General features: G+C 70.9%; 15 protein-coding genes. 11 read left to right on the top strand and 4 right to left on the bottom strand.

Annotated features, from left to right (window positions below):
- Positions 1-86 precede the first annotated feature (86 nt).
- Positions 87-2330 carry a putative bifunctional diguanylate cyclase/phosphodiesterase gene (locus ACIBO8_RS32490; RefSeq protein WP_396119239.1) on the bottom strand — a complete coding sequence of 748 codons (2244 nt, stop codon included), beginning with the start codon at positions 2328-2330 and terminating at the stop codon, positions 87-89.
- A 341-nt stretch (positions 2331-2671) separates the two neighbouring features.
- On the opposite strand from ACIBO8_RS32490, the gene ACIBO8_RS32485 reads away from it, so the two are divergent.
- From ACIBO8_RS32485 to ACIBO8_RS32460, 6 genes are all read left to right on the top strand, one after another.
- Entirely contained in the window at positions 2672-3433 is a 762-nt protein-coding gene (locus tag ACIBO8_RS32485) for a DeoR/GlpR family DNA-binding transcription regulator (RefSeq protein ID WP_396119238.1), read from the top strand.
- Between the two features lie 105 nt (positions 3434-3538).
- Positions 3539-4870 (top strand): ABC transporter substrate-binding protein, encoded by a 1332-nt coding sequence (locus ACIBO8_RS32480; protein WP_396119237.1) that lies wholly within the window; start codon positions 3539-3541, stop codon positions 4868-4870.
- On the top strand, positions 4871-5812 hold the full coding sequence (locus tag ACIBO8_RS32475; RefSeq protein WP_396119236.1) for a carbohydrate ABC transporter permease: 942 nt from the start codon (positions 4871-4873) through the stop codon (positions 5810-5812).
- Positions 5809-6624 (top strand): carbohydrate ABC transporter permease, encoded by an 816-nt coding sequence (locus tag ACIBO8_RS32470; RefSeq protein WP_396119235.1) that lies wholly within the window; start codon positions 5809-5811, stop codon positions 6622-6624. Before ACIBO8_RS32475 ends, ACIBO8_RS32470 begins: the two co-directional genes overlap by 4 nt.
- Positions 6621-7610 carry a zinc-dependent alcohol dehydrogenase family protein gene (locus tag ACIBO8_RS32465; RefSeq protein ID WP_396119234.1) on the top strand — a complete coding sequence of 330 codons (990 nt, stop codon included), beginning with the start codon at positions 6621-6623 and terminating at the stop codon, positions 7608-7610. Before ACIBO8_RS32470 ends, ACIBO8_RS32465 begins: the two co-directional genes overlap by 4 nt.
- An 85-nt stretch (positions 7611-7695) precedes the next feature.
- Positions 7696-9144, top strand: coding sequence for an APC family permease (locus ACIBO8_RS32460; protein ID WP_396119233.1), 1449 nt, complete (start codon positions 7696-7698; stop codon positions 9142-9144).
- Here the strand turns inward: ACIBO8_RS32460 and ACIBO8_RS32455 are convergent.
- A complete protein-coding gene (locus ACIBO8_RS32455; RefSeq protein ID WP_396119232.1) occupies positions 9125-9631 on the bottom strand; it encodes a hypothetical protein in 507 nt (168 codons plus the stop codon). The genes ACIBO8_RS32460 and ACIBO8_RS32455 overlap by 20 nt on opposite strands.
- A gap of 41 nt (positions 9632-9672) precedes the next feature.
- Positions 9673-10335, bottom strand: coding sequence for a TetR/AcrR family transcriptional regulator (locus tag ACIBO8_RS32450; RefSeq protein WP_396119231.1), 663 nt, complete (start codon positions 10333-10335; stop codon positions 9673-9675).
- A 77-nt stretch (positions 10336-10412) separates the two neighbouring features.
- Here ACIBO8_RS32450 and ACIBO8_RS32445 point away from each other — a divergent pair, with 77 nt between their 5' ends.
- From ACIBO8_RS32445 to ACIBO8_RS32425, 5 genes are all read left to right on the top strand, one after another.
- Positions 10413-11618 (top strand): MFS transporter, encoded by a 1206-nt coding sequence (locus ACIBO8_RS32445; RefSeq protein ID WP_396119230.1) that lies wholly within the window; start codon positions 10413-10415, stop codon positions 11616-11618.
- Between the two features lie 100 nt (positions 11619-11718).
- Complete coding sequence (locus tag ACIBO8_RS32440) at positions 11719-13332, top strand: alpha/beta hydrolase (protein WP_396119229.1); 1614 nt, start codon at positions 11719-11721, stop codon at positions 13330-13332.
- Positions 13333-13612: 280 nt separating this feature from the next.
- On the top strand, positions 13613-14200 hold the full coding sequence (locus tag ACIBO8_RS32435; protein WP_396119228.1) for a TMEM165/GDT1 family protein: 588 nt from the start codon (positions 13613-13615) through the stop codon (positions 14198-14200).
- A 14-nt stretch (positions 14201-14214) separates the two neighbouring features.
- A complete protein-coding gene (locus ACIBO8_RS32430) occupies positions 14215-15186 on the top strand; it encodes a cyclase family protein (RefSeq protein ID WP_396119227.1) in 972 nt (323 codons plus the stop codon).
- 42 nt (positions 15187-15228) lie between these two features.
- Positions 15229-15954, top strand: coding sequence for a tetratricopeptide repeat protein (locus ACIBO8_RS32425; RefSeq protein WP_396119226.1), 726 nt, complete (start codon positions 15229-15231; stop codon positions 15952-15954).
- Here ACIBO8_RS32425 and ACIBO8_RS32420 read toward each other — a convergent pair.
- Entirely contained in the window at positions 15917-16939 is a 1023-nt protein-coding gene (locus ACIBO8_RS32420) for a YbhN family protein (RefSeq protein WP_396119225.1), read from the bottom strand. The two genes, ACIBO8_RS32425 and ACIBO8_RS32420, sit on opposite strands and share 38 nt — an antisense overlap.
- Between the last annotated feature and the right edge of the window lie 11 nt (positions 16940-16950).

Here is a 16950-nt window from a genome sequence, read left to right as displayed (position 1 = left end):
CCGGGCGCCGCTGTCCGGAAAGCAGCGCGGCCCGTGTGACCTCGCGCCGCTGTCCGGGAAGCAGCGCGGCCGGCTGCCCGCCCGCCTTAGCGGGAGAGCAGCTCGCCCATCGCTGTCTCGTTGAGCGGCTCGGCGAAGTAGTAGCCCTGCCCCAGCTCGCAATTGCCGTCCGCGAGCTCGGACAGCTGCCCCGCGTCCTCGATGCCCTCGGCGATCGTCGACAGGCTGAGGGCCTGGCCGAGCTGGATGATCCCCAGCGTCAGCGCGGCCGCGGCCGGTACGTCGCCGACGTCGTCGACGAAGCTCTTGTCGATCTTGATGATGTCGACCGGGAAGCGGCGCAGGTACGCCAGCGACGAATAGCCCGTACCGAAGTCGTCGATCGCGAGCCGGATGCCCAGCTCCTTGATCCGCTCGAGCTGGCGCAGGGTCGTCGGCCGGTGGTCGACGAGCAGGGATTCGGTCAGTTCGATCACCAGGCAGGCCGCCGGGAGGCCGCTCTTCTCCAGGGCGGAGGCCACCACCTCGGGCAGCTCCGGCTGGTCGAGCTGAACCGCCGACATGTTGACGCTGACGCTCAGCGGGCGCTTGCCCTCGCGGTCGGCGTTCCACGCGGCGGCCTGGCGGCAGGCCTCCCGCAGCACCCATTCGCCGATCGGCACGATCATGCCGGTTTCCTCGGCGAGCGGAATGAAGTCCAGCGGCGGGATCAGCCCGCGCTCGGGGTGCTGCCAGCGGACCAGCGCCTCCAGGCCGGTGATCTCTCCGGTACGCAGGTGCACGATCGGCTGGTAGCGCAGCTCGAACTCGTGGCGCATGACCGCGCGGCGCAAGTCGGCCTCGAGCTGGAGGCCGGCCTGGAAGGAGGCCTGCATCGCGGGTTCGAACATCTCCAGGCGGTCCTTGCCCTGCTTCTTCGCCTGGTACATGGCGAGGTCGGCGCGGACCATCAGGTCGTGGGCGTCCTCCAGCTCGCCGGGAGCGCTGTACGCGATGCCGATGCTGCAGCTGACGAACGTCTCCTTGCCGGCCAGCACGAACGGCTCGCGAAGCGCCTCGAGGATGCGCTGGGCCACAGGTACGGCCTCCTCGGCGTCGTACGCCATCGGCAGCAACACCGCGAACTCGTCGCCGCCGAGGCGGGCCGCCGTGTCGCCCGGGCGCAGGCACGCGCGGATCCGTTCGGCGACCCCGACCAGCAGGACGTCGCCGGCGGCGTGGCCGAGGGAGTCGTTGACCACCTTGAAGCGGTCCAGGTCGACGAAGAGGACGCCGGTGCCCGTGCGCGCCTCGCCGGCGGCGGTGAACGCCCGTTCCATCCGGGTCAGGAACAGCGCCCGGCTGGCCAGGCCGGTCAGCGAGTCGTGGAACGCCTGGTTCATGGCCGCCAGCGTCTGCGCGTCGGTGAGGGCGAGGCTCACGTGCTCGGCGAAGGCCCGCAGGATCTCCTGCGACGACTTGTCCCACTTGCGCGGGCCGGTGTACGTGCCGACGGTGAGGCAGCCGACCACCTCGCCGTTCTCGTGCACCGGCACCGCCATGACGGCCTTGAGGGCGGACCGTATGGCCGGGATGGCGATCGGGCAGTTCTCGTAGTCCTCGACCATGACCATCTCGTCGGCCATGACCGCCAGGCCCGCGACGCCCGCCGAGGGCAGCGGGACGCGCTTCATCTTGGCCAGGATGGCTTCGCCGAAACCGACGTGGGACACCATGCTGCCGACCGACGGGTCGTCCTTCTCCAGCAGGTTGAGCGAGGCCATCTCCAGGCCCAGGAGCTCGGCCGCGGCCGAGGTGATCTGGTCGAGGATCTGCTGCAAAGGGGCGCGGCGGGCGATGAGCCGCTGGATGCCGCTGAGGTGTTCGAAGAGCCGCTGGCGTTCCTGCAGCGAGTCGACGAGGCGCCCGTTCTCCAGGGCCTGCCGGCGTTCCGCCTCGATGACGTGCAGGGCCTGCAGGCTCAGCTCGAGGACCCGCGCCATCCCGCGCAGCAGGCAGATCTCCTCGTCGGAGAACGATCCCTGGCGGCGGCCGAGGATGAGCAGGCCGCTCGGCGGGCCGGAGATGTGCGCGTGGGTGAGCGCGTACGGCAAGCCGGCGAGCTCGATGCTCTCGGCCCGCTCGGCCGCGGCCTCCTGGAGCGCGGTGAGCGGCACCTGCTCGGCGGGCAGCCCGACGGAGGCGACCACGCCGGAGTCGATGATCAGCACCGCGACGTCCGCCTCGAGGGCACGCGCGGCACACTCGACGGCCGCGTACTGTGCCGCCGGTCCGTCCGGCCGGTCGGCGACGGCGGAGAGGAACTCCGTGAGTTGCTGCGTTGCGAGCATGCCCATGACCTCGTCTGTCGGTTCGGGGCCGGGCGAGCTGAGCCTTTTCCCCGAGGTTTTGGCCGGCGGGCCCGGTGAGCGGGCCCGGTGCGGCTCCGCGCCCGAGCTCACACCCTCGGGCATGATCCGGGCAGCATCGCCGGGTAAACGGGCACGACGTTCGTCCCGATTCGTGGGCCGCTGGGCCGGTATCCGACGTGCCGAGGCGCTCGTCAAACGGGCAGAGACACACCGAATCCACCTGGCTTGTGATGGGGGCCACACGTTTCTCCGGTGTTACAAATGGTCCACGGTAAACGCGGTCACGGCGACCGCCTCGACGGGCGGCCGGAGGTGCGGAATTGAATGCGGAAGAGCGGCAGCATCAGATCGTCGCCCTCGCCCGGCGGCAAGGGGAGGTGGACGTCGCAAAACTGTCCGCCGAGCTGAGCGTTTCCGCGGAAACCATCCGGCGTGATCTGCGACTGCTGGAAAAGCACGGTCTGCTGCGGCGTACGCACGGCGGCGCGTACCCGGTGGAGACCGCGAAATTCGAGACCGACCTCGCGATGCGAACCACCCGCGGGGTCCCGGAGAAGCGCAGGATCGCCGCCGCGGCTGCCGGGCTCATCGGCGACGCGGAGACGATCTTCATCGACGAGGGCTTCACCCCCCAGCTCATCGCCGAGGCGCTGCCCGCCGACCGGCCCCTGACCGTCGTGACCGCCTCGCTGAACACCGCGGCCTGGCTGTCCACGAACTCGCCGGTCACCGTGCTCCTGCTCGGCGGCCGGGTGCGCGGCCGCACGCTGGCCACGGTCGACCACTGGGCCAGCGGCATGCTGGCCGGCTTCGTCATCGATCTCGCCTTCGTCGGCGCCAACGGCATCTCCCGTGAGGCGGGGCTGACCACTCCGGACCCCGCCGTGGCGGACGTGAAGGCGCACGCGGTGCGCGCGGCCCGCCGGCGGATATTCGCCGGCATACACACGAAATTCGGCGTACGCACGTTCTGCCGATTCGCCGAGATATCCGATTTCGAATCCCTGGTCACGGACACCGGACTGCCGGCGTCCGAGGCGCAGCGCTATTCCCGGCTCGGCCCTCAGGTCGTCCGCGTCTGAATCCCCTCGTCGCAGTTCTTCTCCGCCGGCGCCTGCCCGGCGCGGTGGTGCATGTCTTCAATCGGAGGATCCGTCGTGCACAGAACAGGAAAGAAATTCTCATTGTTGATTGCGGGTGCGACCGCCGGCGCGCTCGTCCTCTCCGGATGCTCCGGCGCCGGCTCGACCGGTGGGGGAGACTCCTCGGACAACACCATCACCGCGCTGATGGTGGGCAACCCGCAGATGGAGGACATCCAGAAGCTGACCGCCGACAACTTCACCAAGCAGACCGGCATCACGGTCAAGTTCACGATCCTCCCCGAGAACGAGCTGCGCGACAAGGTGACGCAGGACGTCGCCAACCAGGGCGGGCAGTACGACGTCGCCACCGTGGGCGCGTACGAGGTGCCCATCTGGGCGAAGAACGGCTGGCTGCACGAGGTGTCGAGCTACGCCGGCAGGGACAGCGCCTACGACCAGGCCGACCTCATCAAGCCGATGGTGCAGTCGCTGACCGGCGACGACGGCAAGATGTACGCGGCGCCGTTCTACGGCGAGTCCTCCTTCCTCATGTACAACAAGGAGATGTTCGAGGCCAAGGGCCTCACGATGCCGGAGAAGCCGACCTGGGCGCAGGTGGCGGACATGGCGCAGAAGCTCAACGACAAGCAGAAGGGTGTGGCCGGCATCTGCCTGCGCGGGCTGCCGGGATGGGGTGAGCTCTTCGCCCCGCTCACGACGGTCGTCAACACGTACGGCGGCACCTGGTTCGAGAAGGACTGGACCGCGAAGGTCAACTCGCCCGAGTTCACCGAGGCCACGAAGTTCTACGTCGACCTGCTCAAGAACTACGGCGAGTCCGGTGCGCCGCAGGCCGGGTTCACCGAGTGCCTCAACACCTTCGGCCAGGGCAAGGCCGCCATGTGGTACGACGCCACGTCGGCCGCCGGCACCCTGGAGGACCCGAAGGCCTCGAAGGTCGCGGGCAAGGTCGGCTACGCGTACGCCCCGGTGAACAAGACCCAGTACTCGGGCTGGCTGTGGACGTGGGCGTGGGCCATGCCGAAGACGACCAAGAAGGCCGATGCCGCCTGGAAGTTCATCTCCTGGGCCACCAGCAAGGACTACGAGCAGCTGGTGGGCAAGAACCTCGGCTGGTCGCGGGTGCCGTCCGGCAAGCGCACGTCGACGTACTCGATCCCGGAGTACAAGGAGTCCGCGAAGGCCTTCGCCGACATCACGCTCGGCTCCATCGAGAATGCCAACCCGCAGAACCCGGGCGTGCAGCCGCGGCCCGCGCTCGGCGTGCAGTTCGTCGGCATCCCCGAGTTCGCGGACCTCGGCACCAAGGTGTCGCAGGAGGTCAGCGCCGCCGTCGCCGGCAGCACCACGGTCGACAAGGCGTTGGCCGACGGCCAGAAGCTCGCCGAAGACGTCGCGAAGAAATACAAGTAGATGACCGACGTCATCGCCCGGGCGAAGCACAGGTCGGACACGCCTCCGCCGCGCACGCCCGCATCCACCAAGGGGGGCGCCCGCGAGCGCTGGGTCCGCCGCGCCCCCCTCCTGCCCGCCCTCGTCTTCGCGATCATCGTGACCCAGGTGCCGTTCCTGGTCACCATCTATTTGTCCACGCAGAGCTGGAACGCGCTGCGCCCGGGCGCCCGCGACTTCGTCGGCGTCGACAACTACGTCACCGTGCTGACCGACTCGCGCCTGCGGGCCGCGCTGGCCAACACCGTTCTGCTGACCGCGGGGGCGGTCATCTTCTCGATGATCCTGGGCCTGGCGCTCGCCGTCCTGCTGGACCGCAAGTTCGTCGGCCGGTCGGTGGTACGGACCCTGCTCATCACCCCGTTCCTGGTGATGCCGATCGCAGCGGCGCTGCTGTGGAAGCACGCGATCTACAACCCGGCGTACGGGCTCATCAACGGCCTGTTCGGTGGCTCGACGGACTGGATCTCGTCGTACCCGAAGGCGGCGGTCATCACCACGCTGGTCTGGCAGTGGACGCCGTTCATGATGCTCATCCTGCTGGCGGGCCTGCAGTCGCAGAGCGAGGAGGTGCTCGAGGCGGCACGCGTCGACGGCGCCAACGGGTGGCAGATCTTCACCCGGATGACGATCCCGCACCTGCGCCAGTACCTGGAGCTGGGTGCCTTGCTGGGCTCGATCTACCTGGTCAACACGTTCGACTCGGTCTTCAGCATCACGCAGGGAGGTCCCGGTACGGCGACCACGAACCTCCCGTACGAGATCTACCTGACCACGTTCCGCAAGTTCGAGTACGGCGAGGCATCGGCCGCCGGCGTCATCGTGGTGATCCTGACGATCATCGTGGCGACGTTCGCGCTGCGCGTCATCTCGAGCCTGTTCCGGATGGAGGAGGGCCGATGAGGACCCGGTGGAGCACCACCGTCTGGGGCACGGTCGCCTGGGTCGCCGGGATCGTCTTCGTCTTCCCGGTCATCTGGATGGTGCTGACCAGCTTCAAGCAGGAGCAGGCGGCGGCCAGCAACCCGCCGTCCTGGGTCTTCACGCCGACCCTCGACCAGTACGCGCAGGTCTTCGACCGCAACATCACGCCGTTCCTGCTGAACTCCCTGATGGCGAGCCTCTTCTCCACCCTGTTCGTGGTTCTGCTCGCCACGCCGGCCGCGTACGCGTTGTCGCTGCGCCCGGTGGCGAAGTGGACGGACGCGCTGTTCTTCTTCATCTCGACGAAGATGATGCCCGCGGTTGCCGCCCTGCTCCCGGTCTACCTGCTGGTCAAGAACCTCGGCATGCTCGACAACGTCTGGACGATGGTGGTTCTCTACACCTCGATGAACCTGCCGCTGGCGGTCTGGATGATGCGCTCGTTCCTGCTGGAAGTGCCGCGCGAGGTGCTCGAGGCGGGCGAGGTGGACGGGGCCGGCCTGCTCACGTCGATCCGGAAGATCATCCTGCCGATCGTCTCACCCGGCCTGGCCGCCACGGCGCTGATCTGCTTCATCTTCGCCTGGAACGAGTTCTTCCTCGCGGTGAACCTGACCGCGACGAACGCCGGCACGGCGCCGATCTTCCTGGTCGGCTTCATCTCCTCGGAGGGCCTGTTCCTCGCCCGGCTCTGCGCCGCGGCGACGCTGGTCTCGCTGCCGGTGCTGATCGCCGGCTGGCTGGCGCAGAACAAGCTGGTCCGCGGCCTGTCGATGGGAGCGGTCAAGTGAAGGCAGCGGTGGTCGTCACGCCCGGCACGATCGAGATCACGGAGGTGCCCGACCCGGCTCCCGGCCCCACCGACGTGGTGGTCCGGCCCGCCGCGGTCGGCATCTGCGGCACTGATCTGCACATCATGGACGGCGAGTTCGCGCCCGCCTTCCCGATCATCCCGGGGCACGAGTTCGCGGGGGAGATCGTCGAGATCGGCGACGCGGTCACCGGGTACGCGGTGGGCGACCAGGTGGCCGTCGACCCCTCGCTGTACTGCGGCCACTGCTACCAGTGCAAACGCGCACGAGGCAACCAGTGCGAGAACTGGAACGCGATCGGTGTCTCGAGGAGCGGAGCGGCGGCGGAGTTCGTGTCGGCGCCCATGGCCAACCTGTTCAAGCTGCCCCCGCATCTCGTCGCCCGGGACGCCGCACTGATCGAGCCGCTCTCCTGCGCGGTCCGCGGGTTCGACGTCCTGCCCCGGCGGATGGCGGACACCTTTCTCATCTACGGCTCGGGGACGATGGGCCTGATGATGCTGGAGCTCGCCAAGCGCGCGGGTGCGGCGAGCGTCTCCATGGTGGACCTCAATCCGGAGCGGCTCGAGACGGCGAAGCAGCTCGGTTGCTCGGCCGCGGTCACCGACGCCGCGGAGCTGGACGCACCGCGCGGCTGGGACGTGGTCGTCGACTGCACCGGGGCGGCCGCCGCGATCCGCGACGGGTTGCGGCGCGTCGGCCGGGGCGGGACGTTCCTGCAGTTCGGGGTCTCGGCGTACGACGCGCGGGTGGAGATCGAACCGTACGAGATCTACCGGCGCGAGATCACGATCACCGGCTCGATGGCCGTGCTGCACAGCTTCGACCGGGCCGGTGAGCTGATGGCCGCGGGCGTGCTCGACCCGCGGATCTTCGTCAGCCACCGGTTTCCGCTGGCCCGTTACGCCGAGGCGCTCGACCAGTTCCGCGCGGGCGTCGGCAGGAAGACCCTCATCGAGCCGTAGTGGCCGAGTGCCAATCTTCTCACTATCGGTTATTTGATGGTCACATCATGTTGTTCGACCGCCGCCGGGGGTCTCCAATGGAGCGGTGCCTTCGCCACCTACCCCGGCGGCGAGACGCCTCGGTGGCGCGTCCGTCGTCTTCCTCGCGCTGGCCGCGGCCACCCCGCTGACGGTCGTCACCGCCGTCGTGCCGGGGGCGTACGCCGACAGCGGCCTGCTCGCCCTCCCCGTGCTCTTCGCCGGCTTGGGCCTGCTCATGCTGGTGTTCACGGCGGGATACACCGGGATGATCCGTCGCGGGGCCGGGCCGGGCGCGCTGTACACGTTCATCGCGCGGGGACTGGGCCGCCCGGCCGGCGTCGGGGCGGCCTGGCTCGCCCTGCTGTCGTACAACGCCCTGCAGATCGGCCTGTACGGCGTCGTCGGGGCGGCCGCCGCGCCGCTGGCCGATGTGGAGTGGTGGGTGGCCGCCGGGGCGTGCTGGCTGGTCGTCGCGGTGTGCGGGATGCTCGGTCTGACGCGTACTGCCTGGTTGCCGGCGGTGCTGGTGGTCGCGGGACTCGGTGTGGCCGTGGCGTACGCCGTCGCGAACCTGCTCGATCCGGCCGGCGGGCGGCTCGCGTGGACGGCGCTGGACCCCGCCCGCCTCGCGGACGTCTCCCGGCCGGTGCTCGGCCTGCTGCTGCTGGTGGGCGCGTTCGCCTTCGTGGGCATCGAGACGACGGCCGCGTACGCCGAAGACGTCCACGCCCCCCGCCGCGCGACCTCCCGCGCGGCCGTCCTGTCCGTGCTGCTCCTGACCGTCCTGTACGCCGCCTCGAGCTGGGCGATGACGGTGGCCGCGGGGCCCGGCCGGATCGTCGCCGCGGCGACCGCCCGGGGGCCCGAACTCGCCTTCGACCTCGCGGCGGCCCGCCTCGCGCCGTGGGCGGTGAGCCTGGGCCGGGTGCTGGTCGTCGCCGGTCTGCTCGCCGCCATGATGGCGCTGCACCACACCATCGCCCGCTATGTCGTGGCGCTGGGCCGCGATCGGGTGCTCTCCGCCGGGCTGGCCGCGCCGCGCCCGGCCTCCTTCACCCAGAGCCTCGCCGCCGGCCTGGTGATCGGGGTGTGCGCCGCCTTCCGCCTGGACCCGGTCGAGTCGCTCGGGCGCCGACTCGCCGTCGGCGGCAGCCTGGGTGTCCTGCTCCTGCTGCTGGCCACGTCGCTGGCGGCGCTGCTGCTGCTCAACCGCAGGCCGGACGGCGAGGGGATCTGGCGGCGGTTCGTGGCCCCGTCGGTGTCGACCGTCGGCTTCGGCGCGCTGGCGTACCTTGCGTATCTGCAGTTTCCGGACCTCGTGACGGCCGCGCTGGCCACGGTGGTCCTCGGCGTGGTCTACGGGGTCGTGCTGCGGTTCGTGCGGCCGGTGATCTACGCGGGGATCGGCCTCGGTGGCAATGCGGTGGTGGTGGCGCCGTCCACGTTGACCCTGCCGCGGCCGCGGTCGCCGGGTGCGCACCGGCCGGAGCGGGTCAATCGCCTCGCCGGGTGACGGCGGGATCGTCGCCGAAGAACTCCTGGATCTGGGTGAGGGTCAGATAGCCCTGCTGTTCGATCTCGCCCGCGTCGGCCGGCAGCGGTTTGCGGGTGACCTCGGGTTCCTCCGGGTGCTCCGGGAGCTCGGGAAGGGGTGGGACGGGCGGCAGCTCGCCCAGCCCGATCGCCTCCCGGATCACCTCGAACATCCCCGTCACCTCGCGGACGGCCAGGGGAAAGAGGTCGGCCGGCCGCGGGCCCGCCGCGGCCGGCGCGGCGCAGGTGAAGTTGGCCCGGACCTTGCCGCGTACCTTGCGGATGTCGGCGCTCGGCCGCAGATGGTCGAGGTGGCCCTCGGCCACTATCCCCAGCTCGCATTCCGGTACGCCGGAAGCCCGCCACCAACGCCGCCACCCGGGATCGGCGTCCAGGGTCACGACGACGTGCTGGAGCGCCACCATGTACGCCTGGAAGGCGCGGCCGTCCACCGTGGTGGTCCCCATGTGTGGGTGCAGCCAGCACGGCTGCCCGCCGCATAACTCCATCACCGCATGGTGGCATCACCATCGCCGCGAGTCGGTGCATATGGGACTGGCGCGTCCGGGTGGTCCGCGAGCGCGGCGTCCAGCAGGGCCGCCGCGACGGCACGGGCGGTGACCGCGGCCGCCGGGGTGCGGTCCATCCGGGCGCCCACCGAGGTGCCGTCGTACAGGATGACCAGCCGGTCGGCGAGCGCGGCCGGATCCGGTGCGCCGGCCTCGCGGGCCAGGTCGGTGAAGAGGGTGCGGGTCCAAGCGCGGTTGGCGTCGCTGACCTCCTGGACGACGCCGCCCGGTGTCGACTCGGCGCTGGCGTTGTAGAACGCGCAGCCGCGGAACGTCGGCGCGGCGACCTGCTCGGCGAGTACGTCGAAGACGCCGAGCAGCCGTTCGCGGGGTGTCCCGAAGCGCTCGAGCTGGGTGAGAATGCGCTCCTGGCGACGCCGGTGCCGGCCTTCCAGGTAGGCCCGGATCAGGCCGTCCTTGCTGCCGAAGCAGCTGTAGAGCGACGCCTTGGCCACGCCGGCGTGCTCGATGACGCGATCGATGCCGACGGTGTGTACGCCCTCGGCGTAGAAGAGCTCGTCCGCGGCGGCGAGCAGCCGGTCACGCGCGGACGGCTTGCGTCCGGCGGCCCGGGGCCCGGCGGCGGGTGATGCGGCGGACATGCGATTGACGATAGCAGACAGACCTGTCTAGTGTCGGTGGCGCTAGACAGACCTGTCTGTTCACCGACTGGAGTGTCATGACCACCGCACCTGCCCTCGCTCGCGAACCCGGACGGCTGTCCCATCCGGTCGCCTTCGCGTCTGTCGCGGCGATCCTGGTGGCGTTCACCGCCGCCTCCAGCGCCCCCTCCCCGCTCTACGTCGTCTACCAGCAGCTCTGGTCCTTCTCCGCGGTCACCCTGACGGTCGTGTTCGCGGTGTACGTGGTGGGCCTGATCGGTGCCCTGCTCATGCTCGGTGCCCTCTCCGACCACGTGGGGCGGCGGCCGGTCCTCGTGGCCGCTATCGCGCTGGAGGCCGTGGCGCTCGCCCTCTTCCTCGTGGCGGGAGACGTCGGCGTCCTGCTGGCCGCCCGCTTCCTGCAGGGCATCGCGACCGGCGCGGCGCTCACCACGCTGGGCGCGACCCTCGTCGACCTGAACCCGCCGCACGCCCCCGGCCGCGCCGGCCTGATCAACAGCATCGTGCCGCCGGCCGGCCTGGCGCTCGGGTCGCTGGGCACCGGAGCTCTCGTGCAGTACGCCCCCGGACCGACCCACCTCGTGTACGCCCTCCTGCTCGCCGGCATGATCCTCGCGGGTGCCGCGGTGCTGCTGATGCCCGAGACCTCCGGCCGCCGGCCCGGTGGTGCCCGGTCGCTGGTGCCGCGGCTCGGCGTACCGGCCCGGCTGCGCGCCGACGTGCTGGCCCTCGTGCCGATCATCGTGGCGAGCTGGGCCCTGGGCGGGCTGTACCTCTCGCTCGGCCCCTCGGTGGCGGCCGGCGTCTTCGGCCTCGCCAGCCATCTGATCGGCGGCCTGGTGGTCACGCTGCTCTGCGGGACCGGCGCGGTGACGGCCTTCGCGTTACGCGGCCGCGCGACACCGTTGGTGCTGACGATCGCCGGTGTCCTGCTGACCGCCGGCACGGCCGTGACCCTGCTCGCCGTCCAGACGGGATCGGTCGTGCTCGCCGCGGCCGGAACCGTGCTGGCCGGCGTCGGCTTCGGTGCCTCGGCGCTGGCCTCCTTCAGCACGCTGGCGGTGCTCGCGGCTCCCTCGGAGCGTGGCGAGCTGCTCGCCGTGGCGCTGACCATCGCGTACCTGGCCTTCAGCGTGCCGGCGGTGGTGGCGGGGCTCGCGGCGACGTCCTTCGGGCTGCACGCGACCGCCCTGGCCTACGGCCTGGTCGTGGTGGCCCTCGGCGGCACGGCGGTGATCGCCCAGCGGACCCGTCGCGCCTGACCGGTCCGCCCGCTCTTTCGTGTCACCCCCCGGCGTGGACGGCTGCCATCGCGCCGTCCGCGCCGGAGCATATGGGGCTAATCCACACGAAAGGCAGGGCATGAGAAGACTTCTGGCGGTCGCCGCCTCGTTGGCTCTGGTGGTCGGCGGTGCCGCCGCGGCCGCCGGGGCGCCTGCTGCGGAGCCCTCCCGCGACCGGGCCGCTCACTCCGCGATCGGCTGGGGCAAGTGCGACAGCCCGGCCCTGCGTGAGCGCAAGGCCCAATGCGGTTTCGTCAGCGTGCCGCTCGACCGCGCGCACCCCTCCGGCAAGCAGATCAAGCTGGCCGTCTCGCGGATCAGGCACACCGTGCCGGACGACGAGTACGAGGGCGTCATGCTGGTCAACCCGGGCGGTCCCGGCGGCTCGGGCCTCATCCTCTCGGTGCTGGGCGAGTTCGTGCCGAACGGCGCGGGTGCCGCGTACGACTGGATCGGTTTCGACCCGCGTGGCGTCGGCGCCAGCGAACCGGCACTGGCCTGCGACGGCGACTACACGGGCTACAACCGGCCGCCGTACGTGCCCACCAGCGCGGCCATCGAGAAGGCGTGGCTGAAGCGTGCGAAGGGCTATGCCGCGGCCTGTGCACACAGCGGCGGCGAGCTGCTGAAGCATCTGCGGACGACCGATTCGGTCGAGGACATGGACAGCATCCGGGCGGCGCTCGGCGCCAAGAAGATCAACTACTACGGCTTCTCGTACGGCACCTACCTCGGCCAGGTCTACGCGACCCTCCACCCGGACCGCGTGGCCCGGATGGTCCTGGACGGCAACGTCGATCCCTCGCGGGTCTGGTACGACGCCAACCTGGACCAGGACATCGCGTTCGACCGCAACATGAAGATCTACTTCCGCTGGCTGGCGAAGTACCACCGCGTCTACCACCTCGGCCGTACCGGGAAAGAGGTGGAGAAGCTCTTCTACCGCGAGCAGCAGAAGCTGATCACGAAACCGGCCGCGGGCGTCATCGGCCCGGACGAGCTCACCGACGTGTTCCTCCAGGCGGGCTACTACGTCTTCGGCTGGGAGACTGTCGCATCGGCGTTCTCGGCGTGGGTCAACGACCGGGACGCGCAGCCGCTGAAGTCGCTGTTCGACGAGGGCAACCCGCAGCAGGACGGCGCCGACAACGGTTACGCGATCTACCTGGCGGTCCAGTGCACGGACGTACGGTGGCCGGCATCCTGGTCGACGTGGCGTGCGGACAACTGGCGCGTGCACCGCGAGGCGCCGTTCGAGACGTGGGGCAACGCCTGGTACAACGCTCCCTGCCTGAGCTGGGCGGCCAAGGCGGCCGACCCGGTCGCGGTGACTGGCAAGAACGCCCCGCCGATCCTGCTCATCAGCGAGACCCTGGACGCGGCGACCCCGTTCTCGGGCAGCCTCGAGGTGCGCAAGCGGTTCCCCCGCTCGGCCCTGGTCGAGGGCGTCGGCGGCACCACCCACGCGGGCTCGCTCTTCGGTAACGCCTGCGTCGACGACACGATCGCCGACTACCTCGCCTCCGGCAAGCTGCCGAAGCGGGTCAAGGCGAACACGTCCGACAAGCGCTGCAAGCCGCTCCCGCAGCCGACGCCCTCCGCGGCAGCCAGCAAAGCGGCGGTCAGCAAACGGCCCGAGAGCGCGAGCTCGGTCAGCCGGATGGACCTGCAGAAGCTGATCACCACGCGCTGATCGCGGTCCGGCCCCTGTCCCGCGTCCGGCGGGACAGGGGTCACACGGCCGTCGTCGCTCCGGCGGCGGCCGGGCCGGGTAGGATCGAGATCGCGAAGGGGAGTAGCTCCCAACGTCGTGGTCGACATACTGATCCGCCGGCTCGTTGCGGCGCATCCGGCCACGCGGCCTCGGTCCGCCGGGGCGAGCGAGACCTTCGACTTGGCCAGTTCCGATGGCCGGGTCGAGGTCGCCCTGCGTCCGAACCCCGGTCCGACACACGCACCGGGAGTTTCCTTCCATGGACGGTTTCCTCGTCGCGACGGCGCTCAGCTTCGCCGTCATCTTCGTCGCCGAGCTGGGCGACAAGTCGCAGCTCATGGCGCTCACCTTCGCCACCCGCTTCAAGCCGATGCCGGTGCTGATCGGCATCACGGTCGCCACCGCCGTCGTGCACCTCGTCTCGGTCGGCATCGGATACGGCCTCGGCGCCGCGCTGCCCACCGGCTGGATCTCCCTCGTGGCGGGCCTGGCCTTCCTCGCGTTCGGCGCGTGGACCCTGCGCGGCGACAAGCTGACCGAGGACGAGAAGGCCAAGGCCGAACGCTCGACCGGGTCCGCGATCCTCGCCGTCGGCGGCGCCTTCTTCCTGGCTGAGCTGGGCGACAAGACCATGCTCGCCACCATCACGCTGGCCACCCAGCACGGCTGGTTCGGCACCTGGCTCGGCTCGACCCTGGGCATGGTGGCCGCCGACGCCCTCGCCATCCTGGTGGGCCGCCTGCTGGGCCGGCACCTTCCCGAGAAGGTCATCAAGTACGGCGCCGCCGCCCTCTTCGCTATCTTCGGCATCTGGCTGCTCGTGGAGGCCGTGATCGAGCTGCGATAGGAAGCGGGGAGACCGTGCTGCAGTACCGCGCGCAATTCGACGCCGTCGTGACCTTCTCCAACGGCGGCGGGCTGCAGGCGCAGGGGTTCCGGGTCGACATCCCGCATGCCGACGTGACCGAGGCGGAGATCGCGTCGCTGTTCGTCACGGCCTGCCGGCTGCTGCTGGTCGACCGCGTCGAGCTGGCGAACATTCGCGTCTTCGCCGAGCCGCACCTGGGCACGCCGGGCGGCCCGTCGCAGCGGCAGCCGCGTACCAGATGGGTCGAGCTCAGCCACGTGATCAGCGCGGGCCTGATCACGTCACCGGGACAGCCGGCACCGGTGATCACGCCGCACCTGACCCGGGAGGCCTCCCGCGAGATCTATGTCGAGGGCACCGAGTTCGCCATCGACACGATCATGATGGTCGGCAACACCGGTACCTACCTGGACAGCCCGTTCCACCGGTACGCCGACGGCACCGACCTCGCCGGGCTCCCGCTCGAACGCCTCGCCGACCTGCCCGCCGTGGTGGTGCGTACGGCGGGCAGCGAGGTCCGCGGCGTCGGCGTGGACGCGCTCGAGAACCTGGCCGTCGCCGGCCGGGCGGTGCTGCTGCACACCGGCGGCGACGCGCACTGGGCGACCCCGGCGTACGCGGAGAACCCGCCCTTCCTGACCGGAGCCGGCGCGCAGTGGCTGGTCGACCACGGTGCCGCGCTCGTCGGCATCGACGCCCCCAACATCGACGACGCCTCGCCGAAGGCAGCGGGGGAGCGGCCCGCGCACACCCTGCTCCTCGGCGCGGGCATCCCCATCGTCGAGAACCTGACCGGCTTGGAGAACCTGCCGCCGGTGGGCGCCCGGTTCACCGCCGCGCCACCGCGGGTGGTGGCCTTCGGGACGTTCCCGGTCCGGGCGTACGCGGCGGTCCCGGAGCCCGAGCCGCACGACCGGGGCGTTTTCCCGGAAACGGCTCAAGGGCGTCGCCCATCCCGCCGATGATGACCGTGTGACCTTTACCTTCCCGCGGAGCCGGGCGCGCCGATGACCGATGTCGACGCCCGTACGGCGCCGCCGCAGCCGCAGAAGGCCGGGTCCGCCGGGTCCGGCACGCCGACCGAGATCGGGGTGGCCCGCGCCGCCGCGTACTTCGAGCGGATCGATCCGGCCACGGCGGCGCAGCACCTCGAGCCGGTCCTCGCCGCCGATCCCACCTCCGCGGCGGGCTGGATCCTGATGGCCCGGATCCGGCTCGTGCTCGACGAGGTCGACAGGGCGCTCGACGCGGCCAACCGCGGCATCGAGCTGGCCCCCGAGGACCCCCGGCCGCTGGCCATCGCCAGCCGCGCGCTGACCCTGCTCGGGCGGCACGAGGAGGCGGTCACGATGGCGTACCGGGCGGTCATCGCGGAGCCGAAGAATGCGCTCTGGCACGACCGGGTGGCCTGGTCGCTGCTCGCCGCCGAGCGGCAGTACGCGGACGCCGAGCAGGCCGCCCGTACCGCGGTGGGACTGGACCCGGACGAGGCGCACTACTACTTCACCCACGGCGTGACGCTGGACGCGCTGGGCCACGCCGACCAGGCCCGGCAGGCGTTCCTGCTGTCGCTCAAGCTCGAGCCGGAGAACCCGGTCGCGCAGCACCGCCTGGCCGTGCTCAACGGCGAGGCGGTCCGGGAGCCGGAGAAGAAGAAGCGGGGCTGGAAGCTGTTCGGCCGGCGCAGCGGGGACGTCAGTGGGCCGGTACGCCCCGAGGAGTTCTTGCCCTAGCCCGGGACCGCATCACCAGCCACACCAGCCAGCCGAGGCCGATGATGAAACCGAAGCTGATCAGCCGGTAGAGCACCACGCCGGCCACCGCGGAACTGCCGGTCAGGCCGCCGGCGACCAGGCCGAGGATGAGCGCGCCGTCGACCACGCCCAGACCGCCGGGCACGATCGGTACGCTCGCCGCGGCCATACCCGCGCAGTACGCGATGACGAGCTGCGCGGGCCGGATGTCGGGCGCACCCACGGCGATGCAGCACATCCACAGGCACAACGCGTCGAGCAGCCAGTTCGCGACCGCGAGCACCACCGCGTAGCCGAAGTCCAGGGGCCGTACGCGCACCGACCGCAGCTGGCGCAGGAACCCGGCCAGCCGGGCGTGGCCGGCGTCGGCCGGGCGCCGGCGGATCCGGTTGACGCCGCGGAGCAGCCGCCGGGCAGGAGCCATCAGCAACTCCGGGTGCTGCGCCACGACCCTGACGGCCAGCGCCACCAACAGGGCGCCGCCCGTGTAGCCGAGCAGGGTCTGCCAGCTGCCCGTACTGCGGGTCAGGATGCCGAAGACCGCGCCGATCACCACCAGCGCACCCGTGGACAGCACCCCGCTGAGCGCGATGCACCACGACGCGACGGCCGACGATGCCCCGAAGCGCCGCATGTGCTGGAAGTTGAAGGTGGTGGAGAACACCGGACCGCCGGGCAGCGTGGCGCTCAGCGAGTGCGCCGCGTACGCCAGCGCGACGTGCTTGCGGACCTGCACCTTGGTGCCGGCGCCGCGCAGCAGGGCCCGCTGCATGCGCGCGTAGGAGCCCATCGACGCGATCTCGGCGACGACTGCGCCGGCCACCCAGTTCCAGTGCGGCGTCCGCAGCTGCGCGATAGCCTCGACCAGCGGATTCCAGCCGACGATCAGCTCGGTGAGCAGGATCAGGCCCACCACCGCGACCACCACGGGTCCGCGGCGCCACCAGGGCGGGGTGTCGGCCATCGCCATGATCG

The organism is Actinoplanes sp. NPDC049681 (assembly GCF_044465265.1).
GTDB lineage: Bacteria > Actinomycetota > Actinomycetes > Mycobacteriales > Micromonosporaceae > Actinoplanes.
The sequence above is the reverse complement of the archived record's forward strand: the minus strand, read 5'-3'. Positions and strand labels throughout refer to the sequence as shown.